The 13,786-nt window shown below is 72.4% G+C and carries 15 protein-coding genes; 10 read left to right on the top strand and 5 right to left on the bottom strand.

What is annotated here, in order from left to right; genetic code table 11:
- The first annotated feature begins 24 nt into the window (after positions 1-24).
- Positions 25-480, top strand: a complete 456-nt coding sequence (locus AACH11_RS18005; RefSeq protein ID WP_341375720.1) for an EVE domain-containing protein — start codon at positions 25-27, stop codon at positions 478-480.
- Positions 481-489: 9 nt separating this feature from the next.
- On the opposite strand, the gene AACH11_RS18000 is transcribed toward AACH11_RS18005, so the two are convergent.
- Positions 490-1,086: a nitroreductase family protein gene (locus AACH11_RS18000; protein ID WP_341375637.1), complete on the bottom strand. Its 597-nt coding sequence runs from the start codon at positions 1,084-1,086 to the stop codon at positions 490-492.
- Positions 1,087-1,393: 307 nt separating this feature from the next.
- Between AACH11_RS18000 and AACH11_RS17995 the strand changes: the two genes are divergently transcribed.
- The 6 genes from AACH11_RS17995 to gloA all read left to right on the top strand — a co-directional run bounded on the left by AACH11_RS17995 (position 1,394) and on the right by gloA (position 5,824).
- The gene (locus AACH11_RS17995) at positions 1,394-2,173 is read left to right on the top strand and encodes a TonB family protein (protein ID WP_341375636.1); all 780 of its coding nucleotides are present in this window, start codon (positions 1,394-1,396) and stop codon (positions 2,171-2,173) included.
- Positions 2,174-2,421: 248 nt separating this feature from the next.
- Entirely contained in the window at positions 2,422-3,306 is an 885-nt protein-coding gene (locus tag AACH11_RS17990; RefSeq protein ID WP_341375635.1) for a MotA/TolQ/ExbB proton channel family protein, read from the top strand.
- Between the two features lie 90 nt (positions 3,307-3,396).
- Positions 3,397-3,825: an ExbD/TolR family protein gene (locus AACH11_RS17985; protein ID WP_341375634.1), complete on the top strand. Its 429-nt coding sequence runs from the start codon at positions 3,397-3,399 to the stop codon at positions 3,823-3,825.
- 33 nt (positions 3,826-3,858) lie between these two features.
- Positions 3,859-4,278 carry an ExbD/TolR family protein gene (locus AACH11_RS17980; protein WP_341375633.1) on the top strand — a complete coding sequence of 140 codons (420 nt, stop codon included), beginning with the start codon at positions 3,859-3,861 and terminating at the stop codon, positions 4,276-4,278.
- 130 nt (positions 4,279-4,408) lie between these two features.
- Entirely contained in the window at positions 4,409-5,374 is a 966-nt protein-coding gene (locus AACH11_RS17975; protein ID WP_341375632.1) for an MBL fold metallo-hydrolase, read from the top strand.
- A gap of 42 nt (positions 5,375-5,416) precedes the next feature.
- Positions 5,417-5,824: a lactoylglutathione lyase gene (gene gloA / locus AACH11_RS17970; RefSeq protein ID WP_341375631.1), complete on the top strand. Its 408-nt coding sequence runs from the start codon at positions 5,417-5,419 to the stop codon at positions 5,822-5,824.
- Between the two features lie 132 nt (positions 5,825-5,956).
- Here gloA and eda read toward each other — a convergent pair whose 3' ends face one another.
- Positions 5,957-6,589: a bifunctional 4-hydroxy-2-oxoglutarate aldolase/2-dehydro-3-deoxy-phosphogluconate aldolase gene (eda, locus tag AACH11_RS17965; protein WP_341375630.1), complete on the bottom strand. Its 633-nt coding sequence runs from the start codon at positions 6,587-6,589 to the stop codon at positions 5,957-5,959.
- A 205-nt stretch (positions 6,590-6,794) separates the two neighbouring features.
- The gene (edd, locus tag AACH11_RS17960; protein WP_341375629.1) at positions 6,795-8,645 is read right to left on the bottom strand and encodes a phosphogluconate dehydratase; all 1,851 of its coding nucleotides are present in this window, start codon (positions 8,643-8,645) and stop codon (positions 6,795-6,797) included.
- Between the two features lie 179 nt (positions 8,646-8,824).
- On the opposite strand from edd, the gene AACH11_RS17955 reads away from it, so the two are divergent.
- Positions 8,825-9,442: a gamma-glutamylcyclotransferase gene (locus AACH11_RS17955; RefSeq protein ID WP_341375628.1), complete on the top strand. Its 618-nt coding sequence runs from the start codon at positions 8,825-8,827 to the stop codon at positions 9,440-9,442.
- 27 nt (positions 9,443-9,469) lie between these two features.
- Here AACH11_RS17955 and AACH11_RS17950 read toward each other — a convergent pair whose 3' ends face one another.
- A complete protein-coding gene (locus AACH11_RS17950) occupies positions 9,470-10,117 on the bottom strand; it encodes an NTP transferase domain-containing protein (RefSeq protein WP_341375627.1) in 648 nt (215 codons plus the stop codon).
- A gap of 202 nt (positions 10,118-10,319) precedes the next feature.
- Between AACH11_RS17950 and pdxH the strand changes: the two genes are divergently transcribed.
- Together pdxH and AACH11_RS17940 are read left to right on the top strand one after the other, a co-directional pair.
- Positions 10,320-10,961 (top strand): pyridoxamine 5'-phosphate oxidase, encoded by a 642-nt coding sequence (pdxH, locus tag AACH11_RS17945; protein ID WP_341375626.1) that lies wholly within the window; start codon positions 10,320-10,322, stop codon positions 10,959-10,961.
- Between the two features lie 34 nt (positions 10,962-10,995).
- On the top strand, positions 10,996-11,808 hold the full coding sequence (locus tag AACH11_RS17940; protein ID WP_341375625.1) for a YdcF family protein: 813 nt from the start codon (positions 10,996-10,998) through the stop codon (positions 11,806-11,808).
- 290 nt (positions 11,809-12,098) lie between these two features.
- Here AACH11_RS17940 and AACH11_RS17935 read toward each other — a convergent pair whose 3' ends face one another.
- On the bottom strand, positions 12,099-13,673 hold the full coding sequence (locus AACH11_RS17935) for a UbiD family decarboxylase domain-containing protein (protein WP_341375624.1): 1,575 nt from the start codon (positions 13,671-13,673) through the stop codon (positions 12,099-12,101).
- Positions 13,674-13,786: the final 113 nt, after the last annotated feature.

The following is a 13,786-nucleotide window of genomic DNA, read 5'->3' as shown; positions in this document are numbered from 1 at the left end:
GCCCATGGCCACGGTCTGTGGCTGATGAAGAGCGAGCCCGACGACTGCTCGATCGATGACCTGGCGGCCGCCCCCGGCCAGTGCGTGCCCTGGGTCGGCGTGCGCAACTACCAGGCCCGCAACTTCATGCGCGACGCGATGCGCATCGGCGATGGCGTGCTGTTCTACCACTCGTCCTGCGCGCAGCCCGGCATCGCCGGTCTGGCCGAGGTGGCCAGCGCGCCCCATCCGGATCCGACGCAGTTCGATCCGGCCAGCCGCTGGCACGACCCCAAGGCCACGCCCGCGGCACCGCGCTGGATGCTGGTCGACGTGCGCCTGCGCGCACGCACCCGCCTGCTGCCGCTGACCGAGATGCGTCAGCGGCCGGAGCTGGCCAGCCTGCAGATCCTGCAGCGCGGCAACCGGCTGTCGATCACGCCGGTGACGCCCGCGCAGTGGCAGGCGGTGTGCGCGCTGCTGGGCCAGCCGGCCCGCTGAGCGACGCGCTCAGGCGCCGAAGTCGCAGCGGCCCTCGGCGGCCAGCGCGGCGAGCGGCAGACGGGCATTGGGCTGTTCGCGCGCCCGCAGCGCCTCCGGCAGCACGGCCGGATCACCACGGCGGCCGATCGCCACCACGGCCTCGATGGCCATGTGCGCCGGCACCTGCAGTGCGGCATCGAGCACCGTGCGCTCGAAGCCGCCCATCGCGTGCGTGTCCCAGCCGCTGGCGCGGGCCTGCAGCGCCAGGCTCATCCAGGCCGCACCGGCATCGAAGCTGGCCCAGGGATTGGCCTTGGGCTCGGTCTGGCCGGCCGGCACCTGGCTGCGCACCGACAGCACGACGACCAGCGCCGAGGCCTGGGCCGCCCAGCCCTGGTTGCCCGCCATCAGGCCGGCGTGGATGGCGTCGAAGGCCGGCGTGCCGGCCAGCGCCCAGACGAAGCGCCAGGGCTGCTGGTTGGAGGCCGAGGGCGCCCAGCGCGCGGCTTCCAGCAGGCTCATCAGCTGCTCGCGCGGCAGGGCCTCGCCGGTGTAGCCGCGCGGCGACCAGCGCTCGGTGAACTGGGGATCGACGGGGTGTTCGGCGGTACGGGCAGTGCTCATGGGGGGGGCAAGGTCAGGGTCCAGGGAAGGCGGAGCGCGCGGCGCGCGGAGAGGCGCCGCAGCGCCGGCGATGTTGCCAGCCCGCACAAGACCTTGCCGTGGCGCGGCAGCGTGCAGGGCCGCGCCTCGGGCCATGGCATCCCGACCAGAGATCCGGCGGACGCCGCGCGCGCGGGCCTCACGCCGCGCCCGCCCGCAGGCCGTCCCGCCGCCCGCTATAGTGCGCGCGGCCACCGCCGGCCCACGGCCCGGGCGGTGACCCGCGGCCGCCCGATGCCGCCTCCGTCGTCGTCGTGGAGTTCCGTCCTTGGATTACCTCAGCCAGCAGCGCCGTCCAGCAGGCCGCCAGGCCGTCGGCATCGGTGCCGTGCTCGCCCTGCATGCCCTGATCGGCTGGGCCCTGGTCAACGGCCTGCACCGCAAGATCGCCCAGCAGGTCTGGACGCCCGTCGAGGCGGTGCTGATCCAGGAACTGCCTCCCCCGCCACCGCCGCCTCCCCCTCCGCCACCGCCCGCCCCGGTGCCCCCGCCGGCCGCTCCCGCTCCCGCTCCTGCGGCCGCCCGGCCGCCGCCCGCGCCCGTTCCGCCCGTGGCACCGCCGCCACCGCCCACCTTCGTGCCACCGGCCGAGGTGCGGCCTGCCGCGGCGCCACCGGCCCCGCCGCTGACGGTCAGCCGCGAGGCGCCACCGCCCGCACGGACCGAGCCGCCCCCGGCGGCGGCCGCACCACCCGCGCCGGCACCGGCCCCGGCGGCGCCCCCCGCCCCGCCGAAGCAGCGGCCGGTCGGCGCCCGGGTCAACAACCTCTCGCAGTGCGTCTCGCGGGACGACTACCCGCCGGCCGCCGCCCGCGCGGAGGTCAGCGGCGTGACCCGCCTGCGCCTGACGATCGACGCCAGCGGACGCATCGTCAAGGCCGAGGTCATCGGCAGCTCGGGCCCGTCCCGCGAACATCGCCTGCTCGACCGCACCGCGGCCGAGAAGCTGAGTGCAGCCGGATGCGGCGCGACCGCCGCGCGCGACGACAGCGGTCATGCGGTAAGCTCCAGCACCGACGTCGAAGTGGCGTGGAGACTCGACGAGTGATCTCCGCACCCGCCGCGTGCGGCCCCTGGCATCCGGCCGGGGCCGTACCGCGGCCGCTGGACCAGCCATCGCCCGTGTCCAGCGACGACCGCGCAGCGCCTGCCGCTGCACGCGTTCCCGCGGGCACTCCGCCGCCGCTCGTGCCCCGTCCCGCCGCGATCCTGCACCCCCCACGCCACCGGCGTGGCGGTGCGCGCGTGCGGGTCCGAGACCTCGTCCGTACCGTACCGATCGTTCCTGGAGTGACCATGCCCCTCTCGACCCCGACCCGCACCGTCACCGCACGCCTGCGCCGCTGGGCCGCCCCGCTGCTGCTGAGCCTGGGCACCGCCCTGGCCTCCGGCGCCCTGCTGTGGCCGACGGCCGCCACCGCCCAGGCCTCCGAGCCGGCCATGACGGCCGCCAGCGCCACCAGCGCCGCCCCTGCGGTCGAGGCCGCCATGGCCTCCGCCCCCGAAGCCGCACCCGCCAAGATCGACAACCCCTACGGCCTGGAAGCGCTGTGGAAGCAGGGTGACTTCGTCGCCCGCGGCACGCTGATCATCATGATCATCATGTCGATGGGCAGCTGGTACATCATCATCACCAAGCTGATCGAGCAGCAGAAGCTGTTCAGGAGCGCCGCGGCCATCGGCGACAACTTCTGGAAGGCCGGCAACGTGCGCGCCGCCGCCGCCACGCTGGAGTCGACCAGCGCCTTCCGCTACATCGCCGAGACCGGCGTCAAGGCCGTCGACCACCACGAGGGCACGCTGGTCGAGGCCATCGACCGCCACACCTGGATCACGATGAGCGTCGAGCGCGCCGTCGGCACCGTGCAGTCGCGCCTGCAGGACGGTCTGGCCTTCCTGGCCACCGTCGGCTCGACCGCGCCGTTCATCGGCCTGTTCGGCACCGTCTGGGGCATCTACCACGCGCTGACGGCCATCGGCATCGCCGGCCAGGCCTCGATCGACAAGGTCGCCGGCCCGGTGGGCGAGGCGCTGATCATGACCGCCTTCGGCCTGGCCGTGGCCGTGCCGGCGGTGATGGGCTACAACTGGCTGATCCGCCGCAACAAGCAGGTGATGGAGCGCGTGCGCGCCTTCAGTGCCGACGTGCACAACGTGCTGCTGGCCGGCCCGCGCGCCTGATCGTCACCGGGGCCGCAGCGGCCGCACCGGATCGCCCACGCGGGCGGCCGGTCCGACGGCCGGTCGGCCCAGACCGCACAGGAGAGCGCCATGGCCATGTCCCTGGGGTCGCCCGACGGCGACGACGACGAGATGAACTCCGCCATCAACACCACGCCGCTGGTCGACGTGATGCTGGTGCTGCTGATCATCTTCCTGATCACGATTCCGGTGGTCACGCAGAGCATCGAGCTCAAGCTGCCGAAGGAACGCAACGAGGCGACGCAGACCAAGCCGGAGAACATCCTGCTGGCCGTCGCCCGCAACGGCGACATCTACTGGAACACCCGCCGCATCCCCGACGCCGCCACGCTGCTGGCCGAGCTGAAGAAGGAGAGCGTCAAGGTGCCGCAGCCCGAGGTCCACATCCGTGGCGACGAGGCCGCCGCCTACGAAGGCGTGGGCCGCGTGGTGGTGGCCTGCCAGCGCGCGGGCATCGCCAAGGTCGGCTTCATCACCGAACCTCCGGCCAACAACTGAGCGTCCCCAACGCCACATCCGAGGAGCCTGAACATGGCGATGCAAGTGGGACAGAACGACGACGACGGCGTGATGATGGAGATCAACACCACGCCGCTGATCGACGTGATGCTGGTGCTGATCATCATGCTGATCATCACCATCCCGGTCCAGACCCACGCGGTCAAGATGAACATGCCGGTGGGCCAGAACACGACCCAGCCCAAGCCGCCGGAGATCGTGCGCATCCACGTCGATGCCGGCGGCACGATCCACTGGAACGGTGAGGCGCTGGCCGACCGCGCGGCGCTCGAAGCCCGGCTGGGCCAGGTCGCGGCCCTGGCCGAGCAGCCCGAGCTGCACCTGCGCCCGGACCGCGCCGTGCCCTACAAGGTGGTGGCCATGATCATGGCCAGCGCCCAGCGCCTGGGCGCGAAGAAGATCGGCCTGGTCGGCAACGAGCAGTTCATGTGAGCGACGGCGGCATGCGCTGCGGCCGTGCCCACGGCGCGGGCAGCCACGCCGCCCGCCGCACGGCGGCGCGGCCGCCGCCTGCCGGCTAGACTGCGGGCCACGCCACCCGCTGCCGCCACGGCCCGCCGTCATGAACCTGCCCGACTGGCTCGTCCCGCTGTCCGACGGTGTCTTCCAGATCGACACCTTCTTCCACGGTGACCATTTCGACGCCGCCTACCTGATCGTCGAGCAGGGCCGCGCGGCCTTCGTCGACACCGGCACCAACCACGGCGTGCCGCGCCTGCTGGCCGCGCTCGACGCGCTCGGTCTGGCCGCCGAGGCGGTCGACTGGGTGATCCCGACCCACGTCCACCTCGACCATGCCGGCGGCGTCGGCCTGCTGATGCGGGCGCTGCCGGCCGCCACGCTGGTGGTGCATCCGCGCGGCGCGCGGCACCTGATCGATCCGACGGCGCTGTTCCAGGGCGCGCTCGCCGTCTACGGCGCGACCGCGATGGCGCGCGACTACGGCGTGCTGCTGCCGGTGGCCGCCCACCGCGTGCGCGAGGCCGGCGCCGACGAGACCCTGCCGCTGGCCGGCCGGCCGCTGCGTCTGCTCGACACCCCCGGCCATGCGCGCCACCACCTGTGCGTGTGGGACGCGGCCAGCGGTGGCTGGTTCACCGGCGACACCTTCGGCCTGAGCTACCGCTGCCACGACACGGCCGCCGGGCCCTGGATCCTGCCGACCTCCAGCCCGGTGCAGTTCGAGCCCGATGCACTGCACCGCTCGCTCGACCGCCTGCTGGAGACCACCCCGCGCTGGATGTACCTGACCCACTTCGGCCGCGTCGGCGACGTGCCGCGTCTGGCCGGCCTGCTGCACGAGCAGATCGACGCCATGGTGGCGCTGGCGCGCCCGCTGGCCGCCCTGCCCGCCACCGAGCGCCATGCCGCGCTCAAGCAGGCGCTGGCCGAGCTCTACCGCGCGCAGCTGCAGCGCCACGGCCTGCCCGATCTCGATCAGGGCCTGCGGGCGCTGAAGGTCGACATCGAGCTCAATGCCCAGGGCCTGGCCGTCTGGCTGGACCGCGAGCGCGGCGCCGCGCGCTGAACCCTCTTCCACCCGCTCCGCCCGACCGGGCGACCCCCCACGATGCGATTCCTCCACACCATGCTGCGCGTCGGCGACCTGCAGCGCGCGATCGACTTCTACACCCAGGTGCTGGGCATGACGCTGCTGCGCACGACGCGCCGCCCCGAGCAGCAGTACGACCTCGCCTTCCTCGGCTATGCCGGCGGCAATCCGGAGCAGGCCGAGCTGGAGCTGACCTACAACTACGGCGTCGAGCGTTACGAGCCGGGTACGGCCTACGGCCACATCGCCATCGGCGTACCCGACGTGGCGGCGACCTGCGCGGCGCTGCGCGAGAAGGCGGCCGCGCTCGGCGGCGCGATCACGCGCGAGCCGGGCCCGGTCAAGGGCGGCACGACGGTGATCGCCTTCATCACGGATCCCGACGGGTACAAGGTTGAATTGATACAGGACGGGACCATGCAGTGACCCTGCGGCGGCCGGCGTCCGCACGCCGGCCCCACCGCGTCACACGAGCCCCCCAACAGGCACCAGGCGCGGAAGAGCCGCAGGGGCTTCAAGGGCTCAGGGGCTCACGGCCACGGACAGGGCCGCAGGGCCTCAGCCGCGCAGCGCCGAGGCCTCGCGGGCCAGCGCCGTGATGCGCCCCCAGTCGCCGGCGGCCACCGCGTCGGCCGGCGTCAGCCAGGAGCCGCCGACGACCTTGACGTTGGGCTGGGCCAGGAACTGCGGCGCCGATTCCAGCGAGATGCCACCGGTCGGGCAGAAACCCACGTCCGGGAACGGACCGGCCAGCGCCTTGAGCATCGGCAGCCCGCCGGCCTGCACGGCCGGGAAGAACTTCAGGAAGGACAGGCCGTCGGCGTTGGCGGCCATCACCTCGCTGGCCGTGGCCACGCCCGGCAACAGCGGCAGACCGATGCGGCGGCACTCGGCGCCGATGGCGCTGGTGTAGCCGGGGCTGACAGCGAAGCGGCTGCCGGCGTCCAGCGCGGCCTGGGCATCGGCGGCCGAGCGGATGGTGCCGGCGCCGACCACGGCTTCGGGCAGCGCCTTGGCGATGGCCTCGATGCAGGCCAGCGCAGCCGGGGTGCGCAGCGTCACCTCCAGCACCTTGACGCCACCGGCCAGCAGGGCCTCGGCCAGGGGCACGGCGTCCTCGACGCGCTGCAGGACGATGACGGGGATGACGGGGCCGAGGCTCGGCAGGGTGGCCAGCAGGTCAGAGCTCATGATGGACGGAATCCGGGGGTTGCAGGGATCAGGGTAGGCAGGCCGCGACCGGAAACGGATCCGGATCGCGGTGCGGGGACTCCGGCGTCAGGCCGGCAAAACGGATGTCGCGCGCGGACGGCAGGACCGCGGAGACGGCGCCATGACACGGGACGCGTGCAGGACCGGGGCGCATCGCACGGCGCCTTCCGGGCGGTTCGCCCCGTCAGATCCAGGTGACGGCACCTTCCTCGGCGCTGCGCACGGTGCGGCGCATGCCGCCGAACAGCTCGCGGCCCAGGCCGTGGGCATTTTCCTCGGCCGCGGCCGGGTCGATCACGGCCAGCGCCCGGGCGTCCCAGTCGGCCGCATCGACCAGCGCCTGCAGCGTGCCGGCCACCGCGTCGAGGCGGATCAGATCGCCGTCGCGCACCTTGGCCAGCGGGCCGCCGGCCAGCGCCTCGGGGCTGACGTGGATGGCCGCCGGCACCTTGCCGGAGGCGCCGCTCATGCGGCCGTCGGTGACCAGCGCCACGCGCTGGCCCTTGTTCTGCAGCACGGCCAGCGGCGGCGTCAGCTTGTGCAGCTCGGGCATGCCGTCGGCCTGCGGGCCCTGGAAGCGCACGACGGCGATGAAGTCACCGGTCAGCGTGCCGGCCTTGAACGCGACCTGCAGCGCCTCCTGGCTGTCGAAGACGCGGGCCGGGGCCTCGATCACGTGGCGGTCCTCGGGCACGGCCGAGGCCTTGATCACCGCGCGGCCCAGATTGCCTTGCAGCAGCTTCAGGCCCCCGGTGGTCGAGAACGGCTGCGCGGCCGGCCGCAGCACGGCCTCGTCACCGCTGGCCACGGGCAGCGGCTCGAAGCGCACGCCGCCGCGCGCATCGCCGGCCGCCGCCAGCCGCGGCACCAGGCCGTAGGCCGACAGGCCGTCCCGGCCGCAGCGCGCGTTCTGCGCGACCGTCATCACCTCGCCGTGGGCCAGACCCGCGTCGACCAGCTCGCGCAGCACGAAGCCCGGGCCACCGGCGGCCTGGAACTGGTTGACGTCGGCGCTGCCGTTCGGATAGACGCGGGCCAGCAGCGGCACCACCGAGGACAGCTCGGAGAAGTCGGTCCAGTCGATCAGGATGCCGGCCGCACGCGCCACCGCCACCCAGTGGATCAGGTGGTTGGTCGAGCCGCCGGTGGCCAGCAGCGCGACCATCGCGTTGACGATGGTGCGCTCGTCGACCAGCCGGCCGATCGGGCGGAAATCACCGCCCTCGCGCGTCAGGCCCAGCACCGTAGCCACGCTCTCGCGCGTCAGCGCCTCGCGCAGCGGATCGTGCGGGTGGACGAAGGCGGCGCCGGGCACGTGCAGGCCCATCGCCTCCAGCAGCATCTGGTTGGAGTTGGCCGTGCCGTAGAAGGTGCAGGTGCCGGCCCCGTGGTAGGCCGCCTGCTCGGCCGCCAGCAGCTCGTCGCGGCCGACCAGGCCCTGGGCGGCCTGCTCGCGCACCTTGGACTTCTCGTTGTTGCTCAGGCCCGAGGCCATCGGGCCGGCCGGCACGAAGACGCAGGGCAGATGCCCGAAATGGAGCGCGCCGATCAGCAGCCCGGGCACGATCTTGTCGCACACGCCCAGCAACAGGGCGCCGTCGAACACGTCGTGGGTCAGCGCCACGGCAGTGGCCTGGGCGATCACGTCGCGCGAGAACAGGCTGAGCTCCATGCCGGGCAGGCCCTGGGTCACGCCGTCGCACATCGCCGGCACGCCACCGGCGACCTGCAGCGTCGCGCCCTGGCGCAGCGCCTCGGCGCGCAGCAGCTCGGGATAGCCGGCATAGGGCTGATGGGCCGACAGCATGTCGTTGTAGGCCGTGACCACGGCCAGGTTCGGCGCACGCCTGGCCACGATGCGCAGCCGCTCGTCCTGCGGCAGCGCCGCGAAGGCGTGCGCGACGTTGGCACAGCCCATGCGTTGGGCCCCGGGCGCGCGGCCGGCCAGGCGATCGACGCGCTGCAGATAGGCGCTGCGCAGCGATGCGCTGCGCTCGCGGATGCGGTGGGTGACCTGGTCGACGAGAGCGTGCATGGGACTCCGGGGCGCCTGGAGCGCGTCAGTAACTTGACATCCGATTATTGAGTAACCTGGTTACATCGTCAATCCGAGACGATGCCGGGCCGATCGCGCAGCCCGGCACGCTGGTGCACACTCGATCGCGCCGGCCCCTGCACGCCCACCCTGCCCTTGCCCCTCCTCCGGCCTGCCGCATGACCCTGCCGCCCAGCGCACGCCCCGTCCCGGATCTGCCGACCCTGCTCACACAGGCCGGCAGCCTGGTGCGCGACGAGGGCATCTGGATCCTCGGCTACGCCTCGCTGATCTGGCGGCCGGAGTTCGAATCGGTCCAGGCCCATGCGGTGACGGTCCATGGCTGGCACCGCGCACTGCGCATGCGCTCGACGCTGTGGCGTGGCACGCCGGAGCGGCCCGGCCTGGTCTGCGCGTTGATGCGCGGCGGCACCTGCCGGGCCATGGTCTACCGCCTGAGTGCCACGCAATGGGCGGACTCGCTGACGCAGCTGTGGGCGCGCGAGATGCCGCAGGACGTCTACCAGCCGCGCTGGCTGCGCTGCCGCTGCGCCGACGGCCCGGAACGGCGCGCGCTGGCCTTCACCCTGGCACACGACCACCCGGCCCATGTGCGCGGCCTGTGCGAGGCCGAACTGCACCGGCGCCTGCAGGCCTGCGGCCGGGCCGGCAGCACGGCCGAGTACCTGCGCCGTACAGCCGAAGCCCTGCGCCAGCACGGTCTGCGTGACCGCGGCATCGAGCGCCTGCACGCGCTGCTGCTCAAGCGCAGCGGCGGCCCGGACGGCGCCGGCTGAACGCGCCCCGCCGGCAGGACCGAGCGTTCAGCGCACGCCGCCCGCCGGACCTTCGCCCTGCGGCCGGTCGAGGGCCGGCCAGGACGCCGGGGCCTGAAGCATCCGCGGCAGATCCGCCACATCGAGCGTGACGCCCGGGTCATCCACCTCGACCGGGTCAGCCGGGAAGCGCGCCAGCATGCGCTGCAGGTCGTCATCGGCCCGCAGCCGCATCAGATCCGAATAGAACTCGGCCGCGAAACCCAGCGGCTGGCCGCCGATGCCCTGGTAGTGCGCACGCACCAGCGGCTGGTGCTCGAGTGCCCGCGCCACCGCACACAGCGTGGCGGCCTGGACCATCGGCGCATGGCTGGCCCACAGCAGCCAGCCGCGGGCCTGCGGACAGTGGCCCAGGCCGGCCGCCAGCGCCACGCCGAGCGATGGCGTGCCATCGCCCATGTCGGGCAGCGCGACGATGTCGCGCCGGGCCAGCCAACGCGCGGCCACCGTCAACTGTGATTCGGCGATCAGCGCCACCACCGGCAGGCCACTGAGCACCGCCTGCTGCAGGCACAGCTCGATCGTCTGCGTCGTCGGCAGGGGGCGCGCCTGGCCCCGGCGCACGGCGCCACGCCAGACCGAGGCCAGCACCAGCAACACCGGCGACGCGGCCTGCCCGGTCAACAGTGCGCTCATGGCCGCGGCGCCCGGCGTCACACGACGGCCGGCGGACAGATCGGTCATCACGGGAGCTGCCGGCATACGCTCATCATGGCCATCAGCATCGCGGCCGGCCGCACACGCGACAAGCGGACCGCCCCCTAGGGTCGAACACGCACACGACCCGCCGTGCGCTCCAGTCCGGCACAGCCACCGCACAACGGCATACTTCAGCCCCATGGATTCCCGCATTGCCGATCTGCGCAAGAGCTACGAGCGCGACACCCTCGACGAGAGCGCCAGCCAGGCCGACCCGCTGCAGCAGTTCGAACACTGGTGGCAGCAGGCGGTGGCCGCCGAAGTCCCGGAACCCAACGCGATGACGCTGGCCACCGTCAGCCCCGAGGGCCGGCCGTCGACCCGCATCGTGCTGATCAAGGGCTGGGACGCCCGCGGCCTGGTCTGGTACACCAACTACGACAGCCGCAAGGGCCACGAGTTGGCCGGCAACCCGTACGCCGCACTGCAGTTCCACTGGGTCGAGCTGGAGCGGGTGGTGCGCATCGAGGGCCGGGTGAGCCGCGTCGAGGCGGAGGAATCCGATGCCTATTTCCACAGCCGGCCGCTGGACTCGCGCATCGGCGCCTGGGCCTCGCCACAGAGCCAGGTGATCCGTTCACGTGCGGTACTGGTCACGCAGGCCGCACGTTATGCGGCGCAGTTCGCGCTGCAGCCGCCACGACCTCCGCACTGGGGCGGCTACCGCCTGCAGCCGACGGCCTGGGAGTTCTGGCAGGGCCGCAAGAGCCGCCTGCACGATCGGCTGCACTACCGCCTGGAGGCGGACGGAACCTGGCTGCGGGAGCGCCTGGCGCCATGAACGACCGCCTGCGGCACGGCCGGAGGTCCGGCCGATGAACGATCTGCTCGCCGGCGTCGGCACCTGGAAGCCGGTGCTCGCCGCCCTGCTGCTGCCCCCGGTCTCGCTGCTGCTGCTGCTGCTGGCCGGCTTCCTGCTGCGCTTGGCTCAGCGCCCGGTCAGCGGCCTGGCGCTCATCGTCACGGCACTGTTCGGGCTGTGGTTCAGCCACTGCACGGCCACCGGCGAATGGCTGGAACAGCGCTTCCTGCAACCGGCATTGCCCTTGACCGCCGAAAGCCTGCCCGGCCTGCGGCGCGAGCTGGCCGGCAACCGCGCGGCCGTGCTGGTGCTGGGCGCCGGGCGCGAGCTGTATGCGCCCGAGTACGGCGAGGCGATGCTCGACGACGCCTCGCTGCGGCGCCTGCACTACGGCCTGTGGCTGGCACGCCGCATCGAACAACCGGTGATGGTCAGCGGCGGCATCCGCCTGGCCGATCGCGGCGAACGCCCGACCGCCGAGATCGCCGAGCGGATGGCCCGCCAGGACTACGGCCGTCCGTTGCGCTGGATCGAGGCGCAATCGCGCGACATGCGCGGCATGGCGCGCAACACGCTGCCGGTGCTGGCCCGCCAGCAGATCGGCACCATCGTGCTGGTCACCGACCGGGCACAGATGCGGCGAGCCCGGCGCGCACTGGAGGACGCCGCGGAGATCGCCGGCCTGACGATCACCGTGCTGCCGGCCCCCCTGGGCAATGCCCAGAGCAGCCGGCAACACCTGCTCGACTGGCTGCCTTCGGCCGAAGGGTATGTCCGGGTCCACACCGCGCTGTACGAGCTCGGCGCCTGGTGGACCGGCTCCTGATCCGCACACGAAGACGAAGACGAAGACGAAGGCCGCCCCCGGAAAAGCGAAACCCCTCCTGGAAAGCCCTTCGAGCTCTTCAGGAGGGGTCGGGTGGCGACACGCACCACCATGCGGATATCCGGAGGGTGATGTCCGGAAACCCTGCTCGCACAGCAGACTGTGCGGATGGGATGACCTTCGTTTGAAGGCGTCTCGAAGATACCTGCGAGTGGCCCGGCGCGCAAGCGCGGCCTACCCCGATGGCCGCTCCGATCACGGGTCAGGACGGACCGGGAACAGCGCCCGCCTCAGGCCCTGGATCCCCCTCCGCCCGGCCCCATCAACGCATCGAACAGGCCGTCCACGCGATCACGCACCGCCTGCGGCATCGTGATCACGCGGCCCCACTCGCGGCTGGTCTCACCCGGCCACTTGTTCGTCGCGTCCAGCCCCATCTTGCCGCCGAGGCCGCTGACCGGCGAGGCGAAGTCGAGGTAGTCGATCGGCGTCGAATCGACCAGCGTGGTGTCGCGCACCGGGTCCATGCGGGTGGTGATCGCCCAGATCACCTCCTGCCAGTTCCGCACGTCCACGTCGTCGTCGGTGATGACGATGAACTTGGTGTACATGAACTGCCGCAGGAAGCTCCAGAGACCGAACATCAGCCGCTTGGCATGCCCCGGATAGGCCTTCTTCATCGAGATGACGGCCATGCGGTAGCTGCATCCCTCGGGTGGCAGGTAGAAGTCGACGATCTCGGGAAACTGCTTGCGCAGGATGGGCACGAAGACCTCGTTGAGCGCGACGCCCAGCACCGCCGGCTCATCCGGCGGCTTGCCCGTGTAGGTCGAGTGGTAGACCGGATCACGCCGGTGGGTCAGGCGCGAGACCTCGAACACCGGGAACCAGTCCTGCTCGTTGTAGTAGCCGGTGTGGTCGCCGAACGGGCCTTCCAGCGCGTGCAGATAGCCGCCGCGCTCGGCCAGCGGCACACCCATCTCGCTCTCACCACGGAAGCCGGGCGCGGCCGTCGGAATGTGGCCTTCGAGCACGATCTCGGCCGTGGCCGGCACCTGCAGCATCAGGCCACCATCGCCGACCGCGCAATCCACCAGCTCGGTCGGGCTGCCACGCAGCAGGCCGGCGAACTGGTACTCGCCCAGACTGTCGGGCACCGGCGTGACGGCGCCCAGCGTGGTCGCCGGATCGCAACCCAGCGCCACGGCGATCGGGAAGGCCTCGCCCGGACGGGCGAGCGCGAACTCGCGGAAGTCGAGCGCCCCGCCGCGGTGGGCCAGCCAGCGCATGATCAGCTGGCGCGGCCCGATCAGCTGCTGCCGGTAGATGCCCAGGTTCTGGCGCGCACGCGGCCGCTCGACGTTCTGCGGCCCGCGGGTGACGACCAGGCCCCAGGCCAGCAGCGGTCCGGCGTCGCCAGGCCAGCAGGTCTGGATCGGCCAGCGGCGCAGATCGATCTCGCTGCCCCCCAGTTCGACCTCCCGACAGGGACCGTCACGGCGGCGCTGCGGCTTCATGTCCCACAGCGCCTTGCCCATCTGCCACAGACGCGAGGCGTCCTTCAGACCACGCGGCGGCTCCGGCTCCTTCAAGCTGGCCAGCAGCTGGCCGATATCCCGCAGCTGGTCGACCGAATCGGCCCCCATGCCCAGCGCCACCCGGCGCGGCGTGCCGAAGAGGTTGGCAAGCACCGGAACCGTGTGGCCGGTCGGCCGCTCGAACCACAACGCGGGCCCGCCGGCACGCAGCACCCGGTCCCCGAGAGCCGTCATCTCAAGCTGGGGGGAGACCGGTTCGGACACACGCCGTAGCTCACCCAGGCGGTCGAGTTGGGCGCAGAAATCTCGCAGATCCCGGTACTTCATATCAAAAATGCCATAAGACCAGAGAACATCATGGTTGACCGGTTATTTCCAGGCTTCCTAGAATGCCGGCACTACGGGATGATCCCGTCGTCAGTTCACGTCCGGGAACCCGG

This window comes from Pseudaquabacterium rugosum, from assembly GCF_038066575.1.
In the GTDB taxonomy this organism is placed as follows: Bacteria; Pseudomonadota; Gammaproteobacteria; order Burkholderiales; family Burkholderiaceae_C; genus Pseudaquabacterium; species Pseudaquabacterium rugosum.
The sequence above is the reverse complement of the archived record's forward strand: the minus strand, read 5'-3'. Positions and strand labels throughout refer to the sequence as shown.

What these genes read in the sequence shown, in the direction of transcription:
- pdxH (WP_341375626.1), top strand. Translation starts at nt 10,320, where the DNA reads ATGGATTCCCGCATTGCCGATCTGCGCAAGAGCTACGAGCGCGACACC.
- AACH11_RS17990 (WP_341375635.1), top strand. Translation starts at nt 2,422, where the DNA reads ATGCCCCTCTCGACCCCGACCCGCACCGTCACCGCACGCCTGCGCCGC.
- AACH11_RS17940 (WP_341375625.1), top strand. Translation starts at nt 10,996, where the DNA reads ATGAACGATCTGCTCGCCGGCGTCGGCACCTGGAAGCCGGTGCTCGCC.
- AACH11_RS18005 (WP_341375720.1), top strand. Translation starts at nt 25, where the DNA reads ATGAAGAGCGAGCCCGACGACTGCTCGATCGATGACCTGGCGGCCGCC.
- AACH11_RS17980 (WP_341375633.1), top strand. Translation starts at nt 3,859, where the DNA reads ATGGCGATGCAAGTGGGACAGAACGACGACGACGGCGTGATGATGGAG.
- AACH11_RS17950 (WP_341375627.1), bottom strand. Translation starts at nt 10,117, where the DNA reads ATGAGCGCACTGTTGACCGGGCAGGCCGCGTCGCCGGTGTTGCTGGTG.
- AACH11_RS18000 (WP_341375637.1), bottom strand. Translation starts at nt 1,086, where the DNA reads ATGAGCACTGCCCGTACCGCCGAACACCCCGTCGATCCCCAGTTCACC.
- AACH11_RS17935 (WP_341375624.1), bottom strand. Translation starts at nt 13,673, where the DNA reads ATGAAGTACCGGGATCTGCGAGATTTCTGCGCCCAACTCGACCGCCTG.
- gloA (WP_341375631.1), top strand. Translation starts at nt 5,417, where the DNA reads ATGCGATTCCTCCACACCATGCTGCGCGTCGGCGACCTGCAGCGCGCG.
- AACH11_RS17985 (WP_341375634.1), top strand. Translation starts at nt 3,397, where the DNA reads ATGGCCATGTCCCTGGGGTCGCCCGACGGCGACGACGACGAGATGAAC.
- AACH11_RS17975 (WP_341375632.1), top strand. Translation starts at nt 4,409, where the DNA reads ATGAACCTGCCCGACTGGCTCGTCCCGCTGTCCGACGGTGTCTTCCAG.
- AACH11_RS17955 (WP_341375628.1), top strand. Translation starts at nt 8,825, where the DNA reads ATGACCCTGCCGCCCAGCGCACGCCCCGTCCCGGATCTGCCGACCCTG.
- eda (WP_341375630.1), bottom strand. Translation starts at nt 6,589, where the DNA reads ATGAGCTCTGACCTGCTGGCCACCCTGCCGAGCCTCGGCCCCGTCATC.
- edd (WP_341375629.1), bottom strand. Translation starts at nt 8,645, where the DNA reads ATGCACGCTCTCGTCGACCAGGTCACCCACCGCATCCGCGAGCGCAGC.